This is a genomic window from Eubacterium callanderi, from assembly GCF_900142645.1.
Taxonomy (GTDB): domain Bacteria; phylum Bacillota; class Clostridia; order Eubacteriales; family Eubacteriaceae; genus Eubacterium; species Eubacterium callanderi.
In genome coordinates this window covers 78,053-98,558 of sequence record NZ_FRBP01000016.1, presented here as the reverse complement: position 1 = coordinate 98,558, position 20,506 = coordinate 78,053, and the positions used below count along the sequence as shown (strand labels likewise).

The 20,506-nt window shown below is 48.2% G+C and carries 11 protein-coding genes and 1 riboswitch; of the genes, 4 read left to right on the top strand and 7 right to left on the bottom strand.

Annotation, left to right across the window (positions count from 1 at the left end; translation table 11 throughout):
- Positions 1-79: 79 nt before the first annotated feature.
- The 6 genes from BUC22_RS19080 to BUC22_RS19055 form a co-directional block, all read right to left on the bottom strand.
- On the bottom strand, positions 80-2,230 hold the full coding sequence (locus tag BUC22_RS19080; RefSeq protein ID WP_073383489.1) for an FIVAR domain-containing protein: 2,151 nt from the start codon (positions 2,228-2,230) through the stop codon (positions 80-82).
- Between the two features lie 14 nt (positions 2,231-2,244).
- Entirely contained in the window at positions 2,245-5,838 is a 3,594-nt protein-coding gene (locus BUC22_RS19075) for a dockerin type I repeat-containing protein (RefSeq protein ID WP_073383487.1), read from the bottom strand.
- A 135-nt stretch (positions 5,839-5,973) separates the two neighbouring features.
- Positions 5,974-11,418 carry an AAA family ATPase gene (locus BUC22_RS19070; RefSeq protein ID WP_073383485.1) on the bottom strand — a complete coding sequence of 1,815 codons (5,445 nt, stop codon included), beginning with the start codon at positions 11,416-11,418 and terminating at the stop codon, positions 5,974-5,976.
- Between the two features lie 105 nt (positions 11,419-11,523).
- Entirely contained in the window at positions 11,524-12,294 is a 771-nt protein-coding gene (locus tag BUC22_RS19065; protein ID WP_073383483.1) for a hypothetical protein, read from the bottom strand.
- A gap of 312 nt (positions 12,295-12,606) precedes the next feature.
- Positions 12,607-13,248, bottom strand: coding sequence for a CpXC domain-containing protein (locus BUC22_RS19060; protein WP_073383480.1), 642 nt, complete (start codon positions 13,246-13,248; stop codon positions 12,607-12,609).
- Positions 13,249-13,947: 699 nt separating this feature from the next.
- Positions 13,948-14,772: a leucine-rich repeat domain-containing protein gene (locus tag BUC22_RS19055; protein WP_073383478.1), complete on the bottom strand. Its 825-nt coding sequence runs from the start codon at positions 14,770-14,772 to the stop codon at positions 13,948-13,950.
- 416 nt (positions 14,773-15,188) lie between these two features.
- A riboswitch (cobalamin riboswitch) is annotated at positions 15,189-15,318 on the top strand.
- 165 nt (positions 15,319-15,483) lie between these two features.
- On the opposite strand from BUC22_RS19055, the gene BUC22_RS19050 reads away from it, so the two are divergent.
- Positions 15,484-16,236 carry an energy-coupling factor ABC transporter permease gene (locus tag BUC22_RS19050; RefSeq protein ID WP_038353672.1) on the top strand — a complete coding sequence of 251 codons (753 nt, stop codon included), beginning with the start codon at positions 15,484-15,486 and terminating at the stop codon, positions 16,234-16,236.
- A gap of 1 nt (position 16,237) precedes the next feature.
- Positions 16,238-16,558: an energy-coupling factor ABC transporter substrate-binding protein gene (locus tag BUC22_RS19045; protein ID WP_013382165.1), complete on the top strand. Its 321-nt coding sequence runs from the start codon at positions 16,238-16,240 to the stop codon at positions 16,556-16,558.
- 345 nt (positions 16,559-16,903) lie between these two features.
- On the opposite strand, the gene BUC22_RS19040 is transcribed toward BUC22_RS19045, so the two are convergent.
- Positions 16,904-17,578 (bottom strand): energy-coupled thiamine transporter ThiT, encoded by a 675-nt coding sequence (locus BUC22_RS19040; RefSeq protein ID WP_090414960.1) that lies wholly within the window; start codon positions 17,576-17,578, stop codon positions 16,904-16,906.
- Positions 17,579-17,786: 208 nt separating this feature from the next.
- Between BUC22_RS19040 and BUC22_RS19035 the strand changes: the two genes are divergently transcribed.
- Both BUC22_RS19035 and BUC22_RS19025 read left to right on the top strand, forming a co-directional pair.
- Positions 17,787-19,442, top strand: coding sequence for a L,D-transpeptidase family protein (locus BUC22_RS19035; protein ID WP_159435644.1), 1,656 nt, complete (start codon positions 17,787-17,789; stop codon positions 19,440-19,442).
- Between the two features lie 332 nt (positions 19,443-19,774).
- A complete protein-coding gene (locus BUC22_RS19025) occupies positions 19,775-20,497 on the top strand; it encodes a DUF5131 family protein (RefSeq protein WP_073383472.1) in 723 nt (240 codons plus the stop codon).
- Positions 20,498-20,506: the final 9 nt, after the last annotated feature.

The window sequence follows — 20,506 nt, the reverse complement described above, 5'->3', positions numbered from 1 at the left end:
CAACAATTCTTTATAGTAAGGGTATTCGTTACTGCTCCCTGTTACCAGGAAGCAGGGGCTTACACCCTTTATTTATTTGCTATGCATTAAATCTTTTCCTGTAAGCAATTAGCCCCGCTATTGCCAAAATAAGGAAACCAACTGCTACCGCCACGCTACTGTTGCCGTCCTGAACAATGCCTGTATTCGCGTTGTTTCCAGAAGCATTCGTACCTGTCGCATTATTCACAGTGTCAGCCTTATTATCACCGCTTGGATTAGTCCCCGGATTTTGTTCTTCCGGTTTCATCATACCAACCACCGCAAATTCAGAAAAGCTCTTAACCTGAAGGGTAAGCTTATTATCCTTTGGTGTTACAGCAGTCCAAATAAACATACCGGTTTCTTCATCCTTATGACCAATATAATACAAATCATAACCCATCTGTTTTTCAGTGAGAGGAATTGTCAATGTAAAGGTGCCATCTGCATTTTCAATCACCTCAGGCTTAATGTCTGCAAGGAATAAAATATCCGCTTTCTTAGCATCTGAGAACTCAGAAGCGCTGTCAATTGCTTTTTGTGCTTCTGATAATGCTTCTTTATCTGCCATCTTGTCCGTTACAATAATCTTTTCACCTGCTGGTAAACCGTTAACTGTTACACCAGTCTTTTCATCCGTGGCGATGGTCACCAGCTTAGAGACGGCGGCATTCAAATTCGTGGCCACTGTATCTACCTGCTGCTGTGTGCTGTCATTCAGGTTTCCGGCAACCTTTTCGGCTGCGGCTAAGGCTTCCTTTACAACGGCAAAGCTGTCCGCGGTGTAATGACTTTCATCTAATTTTTTAGCTGTTTCAACCGCTTTGGTCAGGTCTTCGGTTTTTGTTGCCTTTTCCATTAAACCCTTTGTCGCATTCTGCAAGTCGGTCAATACCTTGTCCGCTTCTGCTGCCGGCACCTGGCCTTCTGCCAGCCGACCTGCCATGGCATCCGCATTTTTGAGGGCTTCCGCTACCGCTTTCCAGCTGCTGGTGGTGTAAGCTTCTTCCTTGAAGGCTTCGCGCACCTGCGCAACCGCTGCGTTAAAGGCGTTTTCGTCTGCTGCAATCACCAGCTTGGCGACCGCGTCATTCAGGTTTTTAACCGCTGCGGAAACCTCAGCATCTGTGGCATTTTCCTGGCCGACCAGTGCTTTTGCCGCATTCAGGGCTGTCTGCACATTTGCCTTGGTTTCGTCCATATAGGTGACATCTTCGCGCGCAAGCGCTGCTTCTGCCGCCTGGATGCTGGCCGCCAGCGCCGCCTGGTCACCCTTGGCGCTCAGGGCCGCAATGGCGGTCTTAACCGCCTGAGCCGAGTCCGCCACGGTTTTCTGGTTTTCCGCGTTATCCGCGAGATCCGCGTCCAACACGCTCTGGGCGTCGGCGACCGCTTTGGTCAGGGCCGCGTAGCTGTCCGGTGTGTACAGGGCTTCATCGTAGGTTTTGGCTTCATCGACGACTGCTTTTAAAGCCGTTTTGTCAACCGCTTTAACCAGCTGCTTTATGGCATCATCCAGCGCCTTAACCTGCGCCGCAACTTCGTCTTTTGTATTTTCTGTGGTTATTTCCTTTGCCGCCGCAATGGCTGCTTCCAGGTTTTGATAGCTTGCCGCGGTGTACAGGCTGCTGTCAACGGCTTCCGCTTCGGCGATTTTGCTGGTCAGCTCGGTGATGTCTGTTGGCGGAGCCGTGATCAGTATCTCTCCTACATTGTTCGTAACTGTTGGTATTACTTCAGTTCCGTCAAGGTTGCCATCTAGTAAATACATATCTGTGACTTTAGCTTCAAAGTTCACTTTCCCAGTAACATCTTCTTTTGCTTTAAATACCATAGACATGATGACGGTATCAGGTGCCACAATGTCAGAACCCAATTGACTTATATTAACCATGACAGCAGAAATATTTTTGTTATCGTTAACCATATTACTGCCGGTCTTTATAGGCGTTTCGTATGATACGCACTCAACCTTACTGCTATCGTAAACCACCTGGGCATTCATAACACCAAATGATTCTGCACAATTCAAGGTCAGTGTAAACTCTTTCCCTTGCTCGATTTTTTGTTCGTTGTTTCCGCCTTGCATATTTAAGGAAACTACTCTTTTGGGGGTGTTCTCTTCCGCAAAAACCGGCGAGATACAAGCCATAACAAGACAAAAACTGAGGAAAATCGCTGTTAGTTTGCTGAATTTTCGTTTTTTCATTATTCTTTCACCTTTCAAAATGTTCTTAAGCCTACGTTATGTTGCATAATCCAAGTAACATCTAAAGCATTTACTTTCCCATCATTATTAACATCCGCGGCCTTCATAGCCTTTTCATCTAAAGCCCGGGATCCAACATTGTACTGCATAACCCATGTAACATCCAGTCCATTGATTTTTCCATCTCCTGTAACATCTCCGAGCATCACATCTTCTTCCAATCCATTAAATGCGTTGTCCAGCCCTTCAATGGCGCTTGTAACCGCGCCGCCGTCAGCATCGTTGCTTTCAGCCACGTCTTTTGCCGTACTCAGCGCATCCTCCAGCGTTTTCCACTTTTCCGCAGAATAATCTTTCTCATCGAGAGCCTTCATCTTTTCTGTGATCTCTGCGATCTTGTTGTTCAGCTCCGTTTTATCCGGCTGTTCTTTGAGGGTATCGTTCACATAACGCTCCAAAGTAATCTGAGCATTTGCAAGCTCCTGAACTGTGGATGTTTGTACGTCTACTTTCTCTGCGATGGTAATATACTGTCTGGCAGCTTCTATGCTGGATGCCAGATACTTATCTGTTTGAGCAAGCTGTTCCTTGGCCGCTGCAATAGCTGCTTTAAGACTGTCTCCCGCCGCTTCCAGGCCCTCAACCGCTGTAACGTTGGACAAGAGCGTATCTCTGTTTTTAATTCTTTCACGAGACTCGTCGTATTTCAGCTTATCATAAAGGTCCTTCGCTGTATCTACCGGCTTACGGCCTTCAAGGGTTGTGAAGGGTTTGATCTGGTCAATGGCAGTCTCAACCTTTTTCATATCCTCCGCTTCCGTGGTGACCAACGCTTCCACTGCCTTTCTCAGCTTACTGGCCTGCTCGGCTTTCTGCTCAGAAGTCGCCTGGGTATCTTTCTGAACCTTCTCAGCTGCTTCAACTGCCGCTTTCAGATTGTTAATACTGTCCTGAGTATAGATTTCAGACACATTGCTCTTACTTAATTCTGTCTTCGCAAGCTCCAAAGCACTCTCAAGATTTTCATCTGGATAGAATTTTTCATAGATGGCCTGCAGTTTTTCTTTGTTCGTATTTGAAATATTCGATTTTTGCGTATCGTTCAGCTTGTTGTACTGTTCCCAGCACTGGTCAAAATCCTGGCGTTTTTCTTCGGTTATGGCTGCCGCCTCCGGCAGAGCGCCAATGGCGTTATTAATCTGAACCGTAGAGTCTTCAACGTCGCGGCAGTCAAACAAATTATGAGGGTTTTGTTCATAGGCTCGTATAATGGAATTTAAACCACGTGCTACCTGGGCGGATTCGCCGCCTTTTACATCACCTCCGACCTGGCCCCCTTCAAAGAAAGAAACAGCACGTGTGATCAACGTATTTCCGTTTTTGACAAACCGGGCGTCAAAGGGGTCGATCCCGGCCAGCCCAACACTGATCTGAACCTGGGCGTTTGTCCAGGTGTTGGTAATATCATACTTTGGCTTGCCGGTAGAATCCGCTGAGTTGATGTATCCTCCCCAGCAGTTACCCATATAGGTCTGTGCTGCCGATATCTGGTTTAAGCCATCTTCCACAAAAAGCTTAAGGTCATACCATTCGCTGCCCTCCTGTGCGTTGGGATCATAGAAAAACATAAGAGGCTGCCAGGCCATTGTCCACATATCAGCTGCCTGGTCTTTTTCAACCTTTACGCCGTCCGCATCCACCTCAATGGGCGTGACCTTTGATTTTACATAGTCCGCCATGCTATAGCCGTACTGGCTTTCATCAAAATCGTTGGAATACATGGCGAACGCAGCTGTCTGGCTGGCAAAGTAATCCCTGTCGCCGCTGTGGTTAATGATGACGTCCAGCAAGTCATAGCCGCCGACATTTCTGGGATCATATCCAATGGCACTGATGGCCAGAACATCTTTCGCGGTATCGGAGGTGTCGAAGCCATCCACCTGTCCCTGCGCCTTATAGGCCGCGTAGCGGGCTTCATACTGCTTGTATACCTGGTCCCAGAAGCCATCTGGCACCTTATAATTACAACGCGCCGCAGAAAAAACAAGCCATGAGTCGCTGGCCACAGTCGCCGCATCGGGAGTACTGCCCAGCTTGTAGTCAAAAATCAAATCGCAGGCCTTTTTAGCCTGGTCAATAAGCTCCTGTTTTTGATCGTCGGACAGGACGGTCCCATCCTGGGTGAAGCTTCCCCAGGCCTCTGCCTGCTTGCGGTCAGCGTATTTATAAAAATCCGAAGGCAAATAGTACTCTGCCTCATCATTTTCGGTATACTTTACCTCGACCTTGTCAAACTGGGCCAGGCCCCGCGCATGATCGCCCATCATACCAACATAGAAGGTGTTTTTGGTGTCTGGGGTCTCCTCATAATCAATGGTAACCTGATGTGGATTACCGCCCAGATCGGTCTTTATTTTGATATCCTGCACACGGGTTAAGGTGGAATCACCGCCAAGGGCTTCGCTGTAGACGCGAGGCTCCAGCACCACCTCTGTATCCAGGATCACCTTGTCCTTCAAAATGGTATAGCCCGTGTTCAGTACTGGGTGATCGTCGCCCATTTTCCAGATTTGTCCAAAGTCCCAGCCTTTAAAGGTTTCCTGACTCCGCATCTTATAGGTAGGTACCTTTTCACCCTGCGCATTTGCAGGCAGTGTGCTGATCTTTAGGCTGTCAAAATAACAGCTCTCCATATTTTCGTTTGCAGTCGACATCCGCGCCAGCGGCTGAGAGATTTCCTTATTAACCTTGCCCTTAAAGCTCCCGGCAAAGAAACAGTTTTTGAGGACTTGCACCCCTGGGCCCATTCCATAAAAACTGGCTGATGACTGGGTGTTGTTGGTAAAAACAACGGTGGAATAAGAATCCTCAATAGTACCTTTGTACTCACTGCTGTTGGAGACGTTCGCTTCCTTGGGAGGATTAGCGAAACCAACCATTCCACTAAAGCCTACATATCCCTGATAATCACTCTGGATGGTGACAGAACCCGTGGTCGCGCAGCGCTGTATCCAGGCGCCCGGCATCATGTTGGCAATAACACCGTAAGTAGAAGACCGGAGTTTTTTTGTGTCCTTTGTAAAATTCACATTGGCTTCAACGGTCAGATTACCAATCTGTGCGCCTGGCGCCAGAACATCAAACAGGCCGGAGCCGCTGTCTTTAAAGTTATAAATCTTATGCCCCATACCGTTGAGCTTCCCTCTGAAAATATAGCCGAAGAGACCTTCGCTTGTAGTGTAGGGCTCATCGGTTGGGGGCAGCTCTGGATAAGGGGTCAGGTTCCCGGCGTCAATATCGGCTGTCAGCAGCAGGTGTTCGTTTTCATACTCAATATCCTTGACAATATCCGCCCTCAGCGTATTCAGATCCTCGACAGACCCGATAAGGTAGTTGCCCTCGGCGTCCTGCTTTAAGGACGGCGTCCCCTTTTCCTCAGACACTGCCTGTGCTTCCGGCTGTGCAGTGTCTGCCAGCACGGTGTTTCCAGCTTCCTGACTGGTGTTTTCCTCTGCCCTGGCAAAGGGGGTAAAACAGGTCAGTGTCAGCAGCAGCGCCAGAAAAAAGCACAGCCATTTTGCGGGCTTGGTTTTCCTTAAACCTTCCATTATTAATGTTCCTTTCGTACTCAAACCTTTTATAAAGATAAGCATCTCTGTTACACGTACCAAAAGAACACCTGATTTAGGTGTCCTTTTGGTACACACGAAAGCAGAAGTCTGCTTTCTGGTCAACTTGTTATTTTATTTTTTACCAATCCGCTTTCTGCTGACTGCAATGCCGCCTGCGGCTGCCAGCGCCAGCAGTCCCACAGCAAGGTAAACCCCTGTGTTGTCTGCGGCGATACCGGTATTGGTGTTTTTTGTTCCTCCTGCGGTGGCTCCAGTACCTGCGCTGTTGACAGAATTCTGGGACTGGCCGCCGTTTCCGGTGTTATCCGGATTGACTGGCTGGCCGCCGCCCTGGGTATTTTTAAGACCCACAATTCCAAAATCCGACAGGGTGCTCTCAAAGGTCAATGTATTCTGATCTTTGTCGAAAGACACGTTTTCAAGGTATTCTTCCCGTTTGTCTGCAGGCTTGTGGTAAATAACATAGCGGTCGTAACCCTGGGCTTCTTTCGGTATCTTAAGCGTGATTTTAAGCTTCATACCGTCGGGCAGGGCCGGTTCTGCTGTGATGTGGAACAAGGCTGCCAAAGTACCATTTTCGTACTTCTGGGCTATCGTGTTCTGCACCGCTCCGATGTCTCCGGCTTTTTTTACTGTCAGCTTCGTGCCGTCCGGAACCTCCGTAATTACCTCATAACCGTCAAAAGTTTCCTTGACAGGCATCCTCAGGCCTGTCAGAGCTTTGCTTAAGGCCGACTCCGCAGATGCGACCATTTCCTGGCTGGTATCTGGGTTTGCAAGCGCTGTCTCGGCCGCTTTAATGGCCTGTGCCAGGCTGGCGTAAGTAGCTTCGGTATAGGCTTTTTCATCCTTGTCCTTTGCCTGGTCATACAGCACCTGCAGGTTTTTGGTATCTGCTCTGAGCTCGACGTTGTCCCTGGCTGTGTTCAGCTTTTCGATGGCTTCAGACACCTCCGTCTCTGTCAGCTCGTTCTTCTTTAAAAGAGTCTCCGCTTCAGCCAAGGCCGCCTCATAGGGCGCGTAGGTCGTTGGTTTATAGCTGTCCTTATTTTCAGGATTAACCGCTTCTCTCGCTTCTTTCACCGCTGTTTCCAGAAGCTCCCTATCGCCCAGTTTATTCATGTCAAGGGCTGCCTTGGCTGCGATTAAGGCATTGGCCGTGCTGTTGGTTTCTTCCTGGGTTATGTCTCCTTTGGCGGCAGTTTCAGACGCTTTGGCCATCACCGCCTCAAATTCGGTCCAGGCGGCTGTGGTGTAGTCCGACGCCTTTAAGCCGCTGTATTCTTCCAGCAGCTGGTTCAGGTCTCCCACAAAAACCAGACGCGCTTCGGCTGCCTTCAGGTTTTCTACAGCCTGATCGACTTCTTTTTGCTGATCCTTTTCGGTATCCGCGCTGTTCAACTCGCCAGCGGCTTCCAGAGCTGCCTTAAAGGCCGCGTAGGAATCTGCGCTGTAGCTGTCCTTTTTCTGAACAAAGCTGTCCGCTTTTTTGATTTCAGCCTGAAGCACGGTAATGTCCGCGGCTTCCTTCATTCCTTCTAAAGCCGTGTTGAGCAGGGTCTGCTGTTCTTCCACCATTGTCTTGCTGGCCTCAGGATTTTCATTGACAGCCGAGGCTGCTTCCAGAGCGGTCCGCAGGCCGGTATAGCTGGAGGCCGTGTAGCCTTCCTCCAACAATCTGGCCTCTGCCTGGGTGATCAGAGCCTGCAGTCCGGCTTTGTCCGGCACTTCAATGAGCCCGTCAAGGGCTGTCTGAAGGGCCTGTACCTGATCGTCAACAGCTTCCTGGGTAGCGTCCAGGTCGTCCAGCACCGCCTCGGCGGAGGCGATGGCTGTCTGAAGCGCCTCAAAGCTCGCCGGTGTGTAGCTGGCTTCTGTTTTGCCTTTAGCTTCGTCCAGCTTGGCGCTCAGCGCGCTGGTATCCGCCTGGTCGGTAAAGGCCCGCAGCATTGGGAACTCGCCGTCCACAATCTTCCAGGTTTCCTTTGGCCATTCGGCAAAGGTGGCTGCTTTTTTCAGCTCCTCACCAGCTTTGGCATATTGGGCGTCTTTTCCCTCAGAGGCTCCGATGATATCCGAGTTATAAAAGCTGTTATTTATTTTGACGTTTTCATGTGAATAAGACGCTTCAAATATCCCCAGAATCCGATCTGCTTGAATCGCTCCATTGACCAGACAGTTTTCAACTGTCAGCCCCTCGTTCGAGCCTAAAAAGACATACGCACCCTTTGCTGTTATGTTGGGGGCAATCAGACAGTTGCGGTACTGTCCCATAAAAGTTTTAGCGACGACAGCATATACAGAACCGTCCTCATTTTTTATCTGCCCGTCAATCCAGCAGTTTTCCACCAAGGTCTCCTGGCTGTATAAGTCTGAGGCCAACGGCGCGTAACGATACCTCTGATTTGACCCGTCATAATATTTCGGAATGTTATCAACATTCACATTGAGATGAAGATTCCTGACGACTGCCGGTTTTCCTCCGTATTCATCAGAATAATCCCGGAGTCCCAGCTGATAGAACAGGCCCACATGGTTATCATGAAAATTCAGGATACTGTGCCCCTGGCCGTCAAAGGTACCGGTAAAAGCACGGTTATTATACTCGCTTCCGGAGCTATCTTCGAGCACTTCCAAGGTTAGCAGTCCGTCACCCGCGGCGTTGATATCATTGTTGAGCACAACGGTCTCACCGTCAAAGGCGTAGTAATTCAGATACATGCGGAAAGCGTTGAGATCGTCCAGGGTACTGATAACAAACTCGCCCCTTTCGGCGTGGAAGGTGTTGGCCGGGTCCGTGGTGACCAGCTGGACGCTGGCGTTAAGCAGGTCGGCCGCCGCCTGGTTTACCTGGGCCTGGCTGGCTGCCGGAACGTCCTGGTTATTGTAGGCCTCTGCGGCTTCCAGCATGGCTTTATAGTGGTTCAGACTTTCATCGGTGTATGGCCGTGCCAGAAAATAAGCGGAGCGTTCAATCTGATTCTTCAGATCGGTGATATCCGCCGCGAGCACCAGTGCCTCCCGCGCTGTGTTCAGCGCCTCGACCTGGGCGTTGACTACGGACTGGCGGTCTACCGCCGGGTCTTCGGACACTGCCTTGGCCTCAGCTATCTTTTCCTTAAAGGCATTGTAGCTTGTGGCTGTGTAGAGGCTGCTGTCCAGAGCTTCCGCATTGCTGATGGCGCTGTCCAGAGCTTTTTTGCTGACTGGCGCCAGGGCCAGTGTGCTCTCGGCTGTTTGGAGGCTCTTCAGGGCTTCATCCGCTTCTTTTTTAAATAAAGGATTCTTGGCCGCTGTTTTTTGGGCTGACTCCAGAGCGCTGGCGTAGGCCTTATAACTGTCCGCCGTATAATCCACCTGTGGGTGGCTGGCTTCAGAAGCCGCGATGGTCTCTGTCAGGGTTTGTTTATCTTTCTCTCCCGCATACTCCTTGGCGTCGAGGGTATCCTTGGCGTCTATGAGCGCTTTGTAGGCTTCCGCGATCTCCTCACCCGAAGGATTTGGCTTATTGGCTGTTTCCTCCGCCTTTGTGAGGGCGCTGTTAAAGGCATCGACCGCTCCTTCTTCATACTGATCCTTGTTCAAAGTAAGGCCTTTATATTCGTTTACCTTGTCCTTGAGCATCTGCTGGTCAACGTTGTACTTCAAGCCGTCCATTGCCGACTGGAGCGCCTCGGTCTGTGCCGCCACCTCGGTCTGCTTGTAGGTATCGCCCGCCGCTGTAAAATCTTCGGCCCCTTTTATGGCTGCCTGAAGGGCGGTAAAGCTTTCATCCGTGTAGAGCCCGCCGTTGTTGCTGATTTCTTTGGCTTTGGTTACAAGTGAGAGAAGGCCGTCAGCCGAGCCGAACTGGTTCAGGCTGGGGTAGTCCCCTTCCTTAAAGAACCAGACCGAATCGTCCCAGTCCCTGTACAGGTTGTTCTTGGTTTTTAAAACCATCAGCTCCTCGCTGGTTTTACCCGGGTCTGTATAAGCTGCGCCGGTCACCTTTGTGCTGTCGTAATAGGCGCTGGTCACCGTGCTGGTATTCATGGTGAGCCCGCGAATCGTCTTTCCAGCTAAGGTTCCCACAAACAGGCTGTTTTCAGCCTTGATCGCGCCGACTGCGTTCAAACCGCCAACGCTGTAGGTTGTATCGACGTCGGCTTTTACCAAACAGTTTTTGACGGTTGGCTGACCTGTGATATTTCTGTCAAGCGTTCCGATCAGACCGCCCGCGTTACAGGTTGAGCCCGTCACAGTCAGCTTACCTTCCACGGTGCAGTTTTCAATGAGGCTGTCACCACTGTAGATGGTATTGCAGAGCAGGCCAAAGGCTGCTCTCGACTGGGTTGTATCCCTAATGCTCCAGTTCAGCCCCAGATTTTTGATAGTGCCGGCCTTTCCGGTTTTCCCCAGCGCCTTAAAAAGACCGGTGTTCTTTTCACTGCTGCTGGAAATGGTATGGCTCTGGCCGTCGAAAGTACCGCAGAACCCATAGGAAGAAGCCGCAACCTCAAACTCCGCCGAGCTGGCGTCGATATTTTTCAGCAGGATGACCTGCTTTCCATCATAGTCGTTTTTTTCAAGACTATTCATAAAATTCACCAGATCACTGGCGGTGCTGAGCTTATAGACGCCATCTGCAGGATTGGGATCCCATGTATCGCCCGAGGGCTCAGCGGCTTCAAAAAGCTTGAGGGCCGGGTAACTGCCTTCCTTAAAGCTCCAGACCGAATCGTCCCAGCCTGCATACAGATTATCCTGGGTCTTTAAAACCATCAGCTCCTCAGTGGTTTTACCTGGATCTTTGCAGGTCGCATTGGTTACCTTTGTACTGTCGTAATAAGCATTGGTCACCATACTGGTATCCAGGGTGAGCCCGCGCACAGTTTTTCCTTCCAGTGTTCCCGTGAAAAGGCTGTTTTCAGCGTTAATCGCGCCAACACTGTTAAGGCCGCCTGTATTAAGGGTTGTGCTGACTTCTGCCTCCACAAGACAGTTCTTGACGGTTGGCTGACCCTTGATATTTCTGTCAAGCGTCCCGATCAGGCCGCCCGCATTACAGCTTGCACCGGTAACTGCTATTTTTCCTTCAACAAAGCAGTTCTCAATGACGCTTTCACCGCCATACACCGTATTGCACAGCAGTCCATAAGCTTTTCTGGCAGCAGCGTCCTTAATGCTCCAGCTTAAGCGAAGATTTCTGATGACGCCAGCCTGTCCGGTGTCCCCCATCGACTGAAAAAGCCCTGTGGTCTTGTCCTCGGTACAGGAGATGGTGTGCCCCTGACCGTCGAAGGTACCGCAGAATTTATAAGAAGCCGCCATACTGTCGTAAACGACGGCGCTGTCATCAATGTTGATATCTGTTTCTAATTGGATGGTTTTATCTCTGTAACCACCATTCTTCTCAAGGCCATTCAGGAAATTCACCAGATCGTCCGCTGTACTGATTTTATAGACATCCCCTGACGGGTTCCATGTACTGCCCGTCTCCGCCAAGGCCATGCCTGGCAGAAGCCCACCGAGAATGATGCTGAGTGTTAAGAGTAAACTGATTACCTTTTTTCGCATATTCTTTCCCTCTACTCTACTATTGCTGTAAAAGGGTATAAGCGGGAGACGGAACCGTCCATCGCTTATACCTGTTTTTATTTCAGATTAAATGTTATGGAATACTTAGTTGGCTGATGGCCACACGATAGGAGTGCCAGCATCGGCTGCTTCTCTAATACTTGTTAAAGTATAGAATTTTGTGCCGTTGTTAAAATGCTGTAAACCATTCACCCAATCGTATTCCGGACCGTAGTCGCCTTCTTTGATAATGGTCGGCAGGTCTACTGCGTTCATGCCAATGTCTGCGCCCATGTTGATGGAGTATTCAAAATGGATAACGCCGTTATCTGGAATGTTGGCAGCGGTGGTGTCCGCGTTGTAGTACTGGTTAGTGCCGTAGGTAGTCGCTTCGTTTACTGAGAACATCCAGCCGGAAACGCCGGAGTATTCAGAGCCTGCCAGGTAGTTGTCGCTCAGGCTTGGATAGATCATGGAAGCGTCAAAAATCGCGTCGGTATAACCATTGGCTGCCTTATAAGCTGCCTGGTCAAAAGCAGGCGTAGCGGTATCTCTGAACGCGGAAATATAGGTACCCCATGTAGAAGCAGAGTACTGGATTGGTTTTGCGTCTGTCGGAGCCGCGTCATAGTTGCTGGCTACCTTTAAGATATCAATGATTTTGGCGTCTGAAGGAACATTGGTTACTTTAACTGGCCCGATCAATTCTGGATTGGAAGCACCAAACACTCTTCTGTCTACCTGTACATAGACCGTTTTGGTGCCCGCGTCTGCGGTCTGTACCTGTGCTGCGAATGTCGGAGCTGCGAATCCTACCATCATTGCTGCTGAACCTAAAAGTGCTAAACCTCTTTTTGCTGATTTTGCAAATGCCATAATTTAATCTCCTTTAAAATTTATTTTTTGTTTTTGAACCGGGCTTTCCTTAAAAGGATTGCCCAAGGGCCGTAAATGAGATATAATTATGAAGTCTATATGGAATTATCAGACTCCACGGGACCGTTTGGAAATTAGGCCTTCCAGCGGTCCTTTTTCCTGCCCTTTTAACGGCGGGCAGGCACCTCCTTCACACTTTTGCCTTCTTCGATAAAGCTCACTCCTTTCCCATTTTCACAGCATAATATTTTTGAAATATTACTATTTATCTTTCTGCTGTGCTCCACTCTGGAACAAGCATTGTAATCCCTGCTACGCCAGCGCTTCCGCCCAGGCTTTATCAATCGCGTACTCACCCTCTTTTTCCTTAAAGCAGGGGGCCAGTCTCGGCGAGTTGGCCAGGGCTTTGTAGTCGGCAAAGGGGGTGTCTATAAAAATCTGCTTCCCGGCGTTGTTGAGCGCCCCGAACACCACTTTTTTCTTCTGGAACTCAAAGCTTCCAAACAGCACCTTATCAAGAGCGATGGGCGAGTTTTCAGCCCTCAGCTTTGCGGATACGTCCTCGTATATTTTATGATCCAGATAGGTGATGATCTTATCATTCAGGTTGGACTCAAAAATATGAATCTTTTCCAGAAGGTCCATCACATCCTTCACAATGCGAATCCGGTAATTTGGAAACATCTCTAAGACCTCCTCCGCCATGGCCGCTGTATCAATGTCGCCCATATCCAGAATCACCATGTACTCTTTTTCCATGTCCTGATACTTGAGCGAGTAGGGCGCTGAAATATCCTCACCGCACGCTGGACAGGTGTGGCGAAACAGCTCTGTTTTAATGAGCTTTTCCTTCAGCGCCTCGTCCAGACTGGCGTTTATGGTATCATATCCTTTAATCTCAAAGGCTTCGCGGCACTTTGGACACTCGATGGTAATGGTTTTTGTTTTTGCCATGATACGGCCTCCTCTCTGTTCCTTCTCAAAATTTTGTATACAAAAAGGGGCTCCTATCATAGAAATTCAACTCAAATAAAACCATACACCACCAAAACAATGGATGTTTTGATTCGTACAATAATTTTGATTATGAATATCTGTGATAGAAGCCCCAGAATAGCCGTAGAGCGTCTATATTTTCGATGAATAACCCTAGTGACGAGGATTAATTCCATCAAGACTGTAACAAACAGGTTTCCGACTCGTCTTTACCAGTGGTTTCCGGCAAGCATCACGATAGCGGCTCTGTACTAGGATTCACACCTACTTCCCTCAGGCATCTTGATAAACTCTCAAAAACACCCTAGCTGCAGATAATCAGAATGATTATCATGCGGCAATTCATTACAGTTATTATTAAATTTCACAAACGAGTCGTTCTTTTAAAGAATAGCTACAATTGATACAATTTGTTGTCATCTCGTTTACAATGCTTATTCTAGCATTATAATTTATTTTTTGCAACCTCTATTTTTGAGTTTTTTTTAATACAGTTGCTAAAAGTACCATTTCAAGGGCTTTTCCAGCGTTTTTTATTTTTTGAAGATATCCGCTGAAGGGTTTGATTTATCATCAAAAGGCTATTATTATTTTAGACTTATCTTATAAAATCTGCGGCAGCCTATCCCGATACACATCAAGAATTACTGAGGATTTTTACTGGAAATAGCGGACTTTATAATCGTATAGCTTACAATAACGGTCGATCTTGGAGCCCTCAAAACAATGTACGGTTACATCATTTCGGTTAAAGATCCACTCGCCCACTTCATCGGGGTCGTGTCTTATTTCAACTGTTTTTAAATTAGGGCATCCATGAAACGCCCATTTTCCAATGATTTTTACACTTTCTGGCAGCTTTAGCACTGTGAGCTTCTTGCATTTCAAGAAGCCGGATTCATCAATAACCTCCAGGCCCTCCGGCAGCTGGAGCTGCTGGAAGCTGCAGTTTACAAAGGCTTCCTTGCCGATATACTTCAAATTTTGCGAAAACCGGATGGATTCCAGGTTTTTGCACATATAAAAGGTTCTAAACGGCAGCTTTTCAATGCCGTCCGGAAGCTCAATATATGCCAGCTTATCGCAATTGTAAAAGGCGTTTTCCCCAATCCGAGTGAGCTGTTTAGGCAGTGTTATATGCTCCAGCCCTCGGCAGAATTTAAATGTTCGGTCTTTTATGACGTGTATGCCCTCGGGAATCTCGAGCGATTGTAATCTGCGGCACTCCATAAAGGCGGCTTCTCCCAGCAGCTTAAGCTCTGATGGCATACTGACGGCTGAAAGCATTGTGCAGCCCTCAAAGGCGTGGCCGCATATTTCCCTAACCGATTCTGCAATTCTGACTTCCTTCAGCTTTGTCATATTTTTAAAGGCGTTAACACCAATCCGCTCAAAACCTTCCGGGATATCGACACGTTTTATGTTTGTCTTTGTCAGTTCTTTTTTTGAAAAAGTCTCGACTCTTTTTGTACGCTCACTCATTATTCTCTCCAAAATCACATCTTTTATCAGGCTTTCCAGTACACCGCTTTTATTTTAACGGCAGCAGGCCTTATATAAGTTTTTACAATATCCGCACGACCAATCTGCCGCAGTTTCAACAAAGTGCTTTCGTCTTTTAAATCACCACTTTAATAATCGAGCTTATTCTAATGCACCAATTATATTTTAAAAGCTATAAAACCCAACATCAGAACCTATTGTAGTCTGTTTTTACGATTTTGTCAAATAAACGAAAATATTTTAAAGATATTCATATTTTTTTCTTATGCTTTTAATCCAAATACAAAATACATATAGGGGGTATGTGTATAGCTTAATCTATTCTTTTTTAAAAAAATTCAACTTTATCCATTGACATTATGACATAAGGTGTTATAATTAAAAGCGTAGTCGGTTCTCCGGCACACTTTAATGGTTTCCATCATAAGCGATGGTTAAAGCATAATTGGGTGTAAATCCCAAACGGTCCCGCCACTGTGAGACGCAAGTCGAGTCAGGATGCTGATCATTAAAACTGTATTACATTTGGTTACGAGGAGATAGCTGAGTGTCTGGACGAAATTAAAAGGTTTCAGGATTCATTATTTCGTACTTTCACCGCTTATCTGCCCGATAAGCGGTTTTTTTCGTGCTGCTGCGCAGCCTGCTTGAATCGTAGCCCGGTAAAATTCATTTTTCGAGGAGGTAAAAATGACAAAGAATCAAAGAAGGATTGTCACACTGCTTGGCGCGTGGGCGCTTGTATTCGGGATTGTACCCGCCGCAAACGCAATGCACATTATGGAGGGCTACCTTCCTGTGGGGTACTGTATTGCATGGGGTGTTATCTGTATTCCATTTTTAGCTGCTGGTTTTTTCTCGATTAAAAAAACCCTGACCGGCAACAGGAGATCCATTACGTTATTGGCCATGGCAGGCGCTTTTATTTTTGTTATTTCATCACTGAAGATCCCATCTGTAACAGGCAGCTGCTCCCACATGACAGGTACAGGCCTTGGCGCCATCTTGTTTGGACCGAGCGCTGTCAGTATTCTTGGCATTATCGTTTTATTATTTCAGGCCATTCTGCTGGCCCACGGCGGATTGACAACGCTGGGCGCAAACACTTTTTCAATGGCAATTGCCGGTCCCTTTGTCTCTTTTGGTATCTACAAGCTCTGCCAGAAAATGAAGGTTAACCGTAAGGTTGGCGTTTTTCTGGCCGCTGCACTGGGGGATCTGTTCACTTATTGTATTACCAGTATTCAGCTGGCGATGGCTTACCCGTCTGAACAGGGTGGTGTAGCCGCTTCTGCGGTAAAATTCCTGGGGGTTTTTGCGCCGACCCAGCTGCCGCTTGCTATTATTGAAGGGATTTTAACGGTTATTATCGTTATCGCTTTAGAAACGTATGCAAGCCCGGAACTCAAGTCCATTGGTTTTTTAGCATCGGAGGAAGTGTAAAATGAGTAAAAACAAAAAATTAGTGATTGTTCTTCTCGTAATTGTCGCTTTACTGGTTGTCGTACCGCTATTTGCCCTCCAGGGCGCTGAATTCGGCGGCTCTGACGACGCAGGCAGCACAATGATTGAAGAGATTCAGGGCGGCGAATATGAGCCCTGGTTTACGCCTGTGCTTGAAACCATGATCAACGGTGAGCTTCCTGGTGAAGTGGAATCCTTGATCTTCTGTCTCCAGACTGGTATCGGCGTCGGTATTCTGGCTTTCTTTATGGGCCGCTTGGTTGAACGGAAAAAGCTCGGCAAGGAAGAGGCTGAGCTGTAGACCTTGTTTTGTACAAATAAATAAACAAAAATAAAACACGCCGTGCAAGCGTGTTTTATTTTTTGAAAGTTATCTTCTGTTTATATAATAGACTAAACAACTCCGGCAAAAAACATTTTCATTTTATTCTCCAGTTTATCCATTCTCTTGTCTCTTTTCGTCTTGTTTAGTCTTGTTTATGAATGGCGCACCACCGCCCCCACTACTGCCTGTCCTAGTGCCTGTACTAGTGCCTGTACTACCGCACCAACTGCCGAGATGTTTTCCCAGTAAAATCCCCTCACATTCCGCGCTCATTAAGTGTAATGCTGATGGTCAGGAACCAGACCTATCTTATACAAAGGATTAAATTTCCGCAATCCGGCGAACACGGGCCAGCCCCTTCGATACCGATGGAACCGCCAGTAAAATCATTGTCAGTGCGCCCTCCGAGAAAATATAGACAGCATTATATACCATTGAATAGGGCAGTGCCCCCCAGCCTTCCCAGGCCATGGAGCCAAAAAACAGCCAGCCGGACAGCACAGCAAATACGTAGCGGCCACAGATTCCAGCCAGGTAGCCCTTTATGAGCCCGTTCTTTGACTGGCTGAAAAATCCAGATAGGCCAAGCGCGCCAAAGGCAAGTACATAATCGACAAGCACCTGCAGAGGATATAGAATATAAGGGTCGATCACCATCTGCAGAATGCCATAGGCGATTGCCGCCAGAACCCCTGTCTTGGGACCGTACCAATAACCTGTCAGCGTGATAAAAAGCATACTAAACAGTGTTACAGAACCGCCGGTGGGCAAATGAAAAATCTTAATATTCGATGTGACCACCGCCAGAGCAATGGCAGCGGCACAAAAGGTCAGATGCCTGGTGCTGATCTGGCGGCGTTCGTTTTTCCCGGCAACAAGCGATGCGATGACCAGCACAATTGCCATCAGACCGATCAGCACCGCATATCCTGCACCTGTCGGCATATAGCTTACACCACCGTCAGCCGTTACAGGCTTTATAAAAAATTCCAGCATGGTTCTTTCCCTCCAAATATACAGTATTCTGAATTACAAACCTGATTTTATTATACGTTTCGTCAAGTAACGCTGTCAACCCGGCCCTGACCATAAAACGATTCTTAAAGTTCATAGAAGGGCTTAATATTCACAAATTAAAGATTTACCTTTGCTCAAAAAAATGATAAAATCAATTATATACTGCAAAAAAAGAGGATTTAATCTTATGGATGAAAAGAATTTACAAGATCAGCGCGAGGAGCGTACCCCCGAAGAGCAGGCGATTGAAAACGCCTCTCTTTTTGAGCGTCCCGTCCCTCCGGAAGATGAGGTCATCATTGATGAACCTGCTGCGCCGGAGGCCCAGGAGGAAACCATCATTGATCCGCCTGAGCCGCCAGAGGGCGGAACTGAAAATGATGACGATGCGGCCGGCGAGGTTCTCACCTTTGATGATGACAGCACTGCCAATGATTCCCTTGACGGCGGGGAGCCACCGGATTCTAAAGAAAAGAAAAGCCATAAAAAAATCTGGATTGGTATTGGTGTCGGCATTGGCATTATTCTGGCCGTTTATCTCGCCTTAAGCTTTTATTTCAGCACACGGTTCTACTTTAACACGACCATGAACGGCTTCAATGTCACTGGCAAAACCGCCGCTCAGGTTGACGAAGAAATGCAGCAGAACGCAGCGACACACACATTGACACTGAAGGAACGCGGCGGAAAAACCGAAACGATCGCTGCAGACCAGGTGAATATGCGCTATATTTCTGACGGTAAAATTTCCCAGATGTTAAATGATCAGAATGCTTTTGCCTGGCCGATGTCTCTGGTGCCCTCAGGACATCAGGACCTGGAAGCGACCTTCAGCTATGATGACGCTCAGCTTACCAATGCGCTGAACCAGCTTCAGGCTGTGTCGGGGGCGGAGGTCGTCAAAGTTGCCAATGCTTATCCTAAATTTAACGGTACAGGCTACGTGATTGAGCCAGAGGTCAACGGCAATGAGCTGGACCCTGCCAAGCTCAAGGAAGCCGTAAAAAACGCTATTTTATCCGGTGATACCGAGCTGGATCTGGAATCGGCCGGCTGCTATAAAACGCCTTCCTTTACCAAGGATTCTTCCAAGGTTAAGGCGGCCATGGATACCATGAACAAATATCTGAACGCAACAGTTACCTATACCTTTGGCGACGCAACAGAGGTACTTGATAAAAATACCATTAATACCTGGCTGGCTGTGGACGGCAATATGGACGTCCAGTTTAATCAGGATCTTATGACCACCTATGTGGCCAATCTATCGGATAAATACGATACCTACGGCATCACGCGAAGCTTCCGGACAAGCGGCGGCGGCAGCGTCAGCATTGCCGGCGGCGATTATGGCTGGCTGATCGACCAGGATGAAGAGGTCGCTGCACTCATTCCAATTATCCAGGCCGGACAGCCTGTAACGCGTGAACCGGTTTACGCGAAGACAGCCGCAAGCCATAACTCTCCAGACTATGGCAACACCTATGTTGAAATCAGCCTTGGCGGACAATACATGTGGTTTTATAAAAACGGCGGTCTGGTCGTTGGCACTCCTGTTGTCACAGGAAGCCTGAGCGGCGGCTTTGCCACCCCAAGCGGTGTTTACGACCTTGACTACAAGGCAATGAATGTTACCTTAAAGGGCGAGGGCTATGCCTCACCCGTTACCTTCTGGATGCCCTATGGCGGCGATATCGGAATTCATGACGCCTCCTGGCGCACGGATTTCGGCGGCAGCATTTATGTAAACAGCGGCTCACACGGCTGTGTCAACACACCTTACGCAGCGGCTCAGGCCATCTATAACGGCATCGAGGACGGTACCCCTGTTATTGTCTATTAATGCGGTTAAGGCGCTTAAAGCACCTGAGGCGTTCCAAAACGGAACGCCTCAGACTGTCATAGAAGTGGTACAGCCCGAGACTGCGCCTTTTATCCAGATAAGAAAAAAGGTCCAGGCGCTGCGAATAACGACCAGGAATCGAGCCGAAATACCGGAACAGCCGGACACTGGTGAGATCAAGCCTCCACTTTAGCGGAAAAGCTATCCATGTAAAGTCAGTGTCCACAGGACGCCTTTTTCTTCCTTAGGTAAAAGGCTTCGTCTCTCAAGTTTTTTGACACGCTATGGCGTTCCAAAACGGAACGCCTTTATTATTTTAGAAGGAGGGTCCTATGTCGATCACCTGGAATCCCTGGCATGGCTGTCAAAAGATCAGCACCGGGTGCCAGAACTGTTATGTCTACCGCATGGATGAAAAATACGACCGCGACAGCCATCAGGTCTCTAAAAATTCCTGCTTTGACCTGCTGCTGAAGAAAAAACGCGATGGAAGTTTTAAAATCCCGCCAGGCGAATTGGTCTATACCTGCTTTACCTCCGACTTTTTTCTGGATGCCGCAGACGCCTGGCGGCCTGAGGTGTGGGCCATGATGCGTGAGCGCTCCGACTTAAGCTTCATGTTTATCACAAAGCGTATCCACCGCTTTTATGAGTGTATTCCAGAGGACTGGGGCGACGGTTATCCCAATGTCCATATCTGCTGTACTGTCGAAAATCAGGCCATGACCGACTATCGGCTGCCGCTTTTTAAAGAGGCGCCCATCCGCTATAAAAGCATTGTGTGCTCCCCTCTGCTTGGTCCCATCGACCTCACTCCCTGGCTCGATCATTCCTGGGTATGCCAGGTAACCGTCGGCGGCGAATCCGGACTCAATGCGCGTGTCTGCCATTACGACTGGATCCTGAGCCTGCACAGGCAGTGTGTTGACGCCAGGGTCGCCTTTCATTTCCAGCAGACCGGCGCCCGCCTCATAAAAGACCATAAACTCTACCAAATCAAGCGAAAGGACCAGCATTCCCAGGCAAGAAAGGCCGGAATTGACTACACTCCGTAAAAAAGACCA

What these genes read in the sequence shown, in the direction of transcription:
- BUC22_RS19080 (WP_073383489.1), bottom strand. Translation starts at nt 2,230, where the DNA reads ATGAAAAAACGAAAATTCAGCAAACTAACAGCGATTTTCCTCAGTTTT.
- BUC22_RS19075 (WP_073383487.1), bottom strand. Translation starts at nt 5,838, where the DNA reads ATGGAAGGTTTAAGGAAAACCAAGCCCGCAAAATGGCTGTGCTTTTTT.
- BUC22_RS19070 (WP_073383485.1), bottom strand. Translation starts at nt 11,418, where the DNA reads ATGCGAAAAAAGGTAATCAGTTTACTCTTAACACTCAGCATCATTCTC.
- BUC22_RS19065 (WP_073383483.1), bottom strand. Translation starts at nt 12,294, where the DNA reads ATGGCATTTGCAAAATCAGCAAAAAGAGGTTTAGCACTTTTAGGTTCA.
- BUC22_RS19060 (WP_073383480.1), bottom strand. Translation starts at nt 13,248, where the DNA reads ATGGCAAAAACAAAAACCATTACCATCGAGTGTCCAAAGTGCCGCGAA.
- BUC22_RS19055 (WP_073383478.1), bottom strand. Translation starts at nt 14,772, where the DNA reads ATGAGTGAGCGTACAAAAAGAGTCGAGACTTTTTCAAAAAAAGAACTG.
- BUC22_RS19050 (WP_038353672.1), top strand. Translation starts at nt 15,484, where the DNA reads ATGACAAAGAATCAAAGAAGGATTGTCACACTGCTTGGCGCGTGGGCG.
- BUC22_RS19045 (WP_013382165.1), top strand. Translation starts at nt 16,238, where the DNA reads ATGAGTAAAAACAAAAAATTAGTGATTGTTCTTCTCGTAATTGTCGCT.
- BUC22_RS19040 (WP_090414960.1), bottom strand. Translation starts at nt 17,578, where the DNA reads ATGCTGGAATTTTTTATAAAGCCTGTAACGGCTGACGGTGGTGTAAGC.
- BUC22_RS19035 (WP_159435644.1), top strand. Translation starts at nt 17,787, where the DNA reads ATGGATGAAAAGAATTTACAAGATCAGCGCGAGGAGCGTACCCCCGAA.
- BUC22_RS19025 (WP_073383472.1), top strand. Translation starts at nt 19,775, where the DNA reads ATGTCGATCACCTGGAATCCCTGGCATGGCTGTCAAAAGATCAGCACC.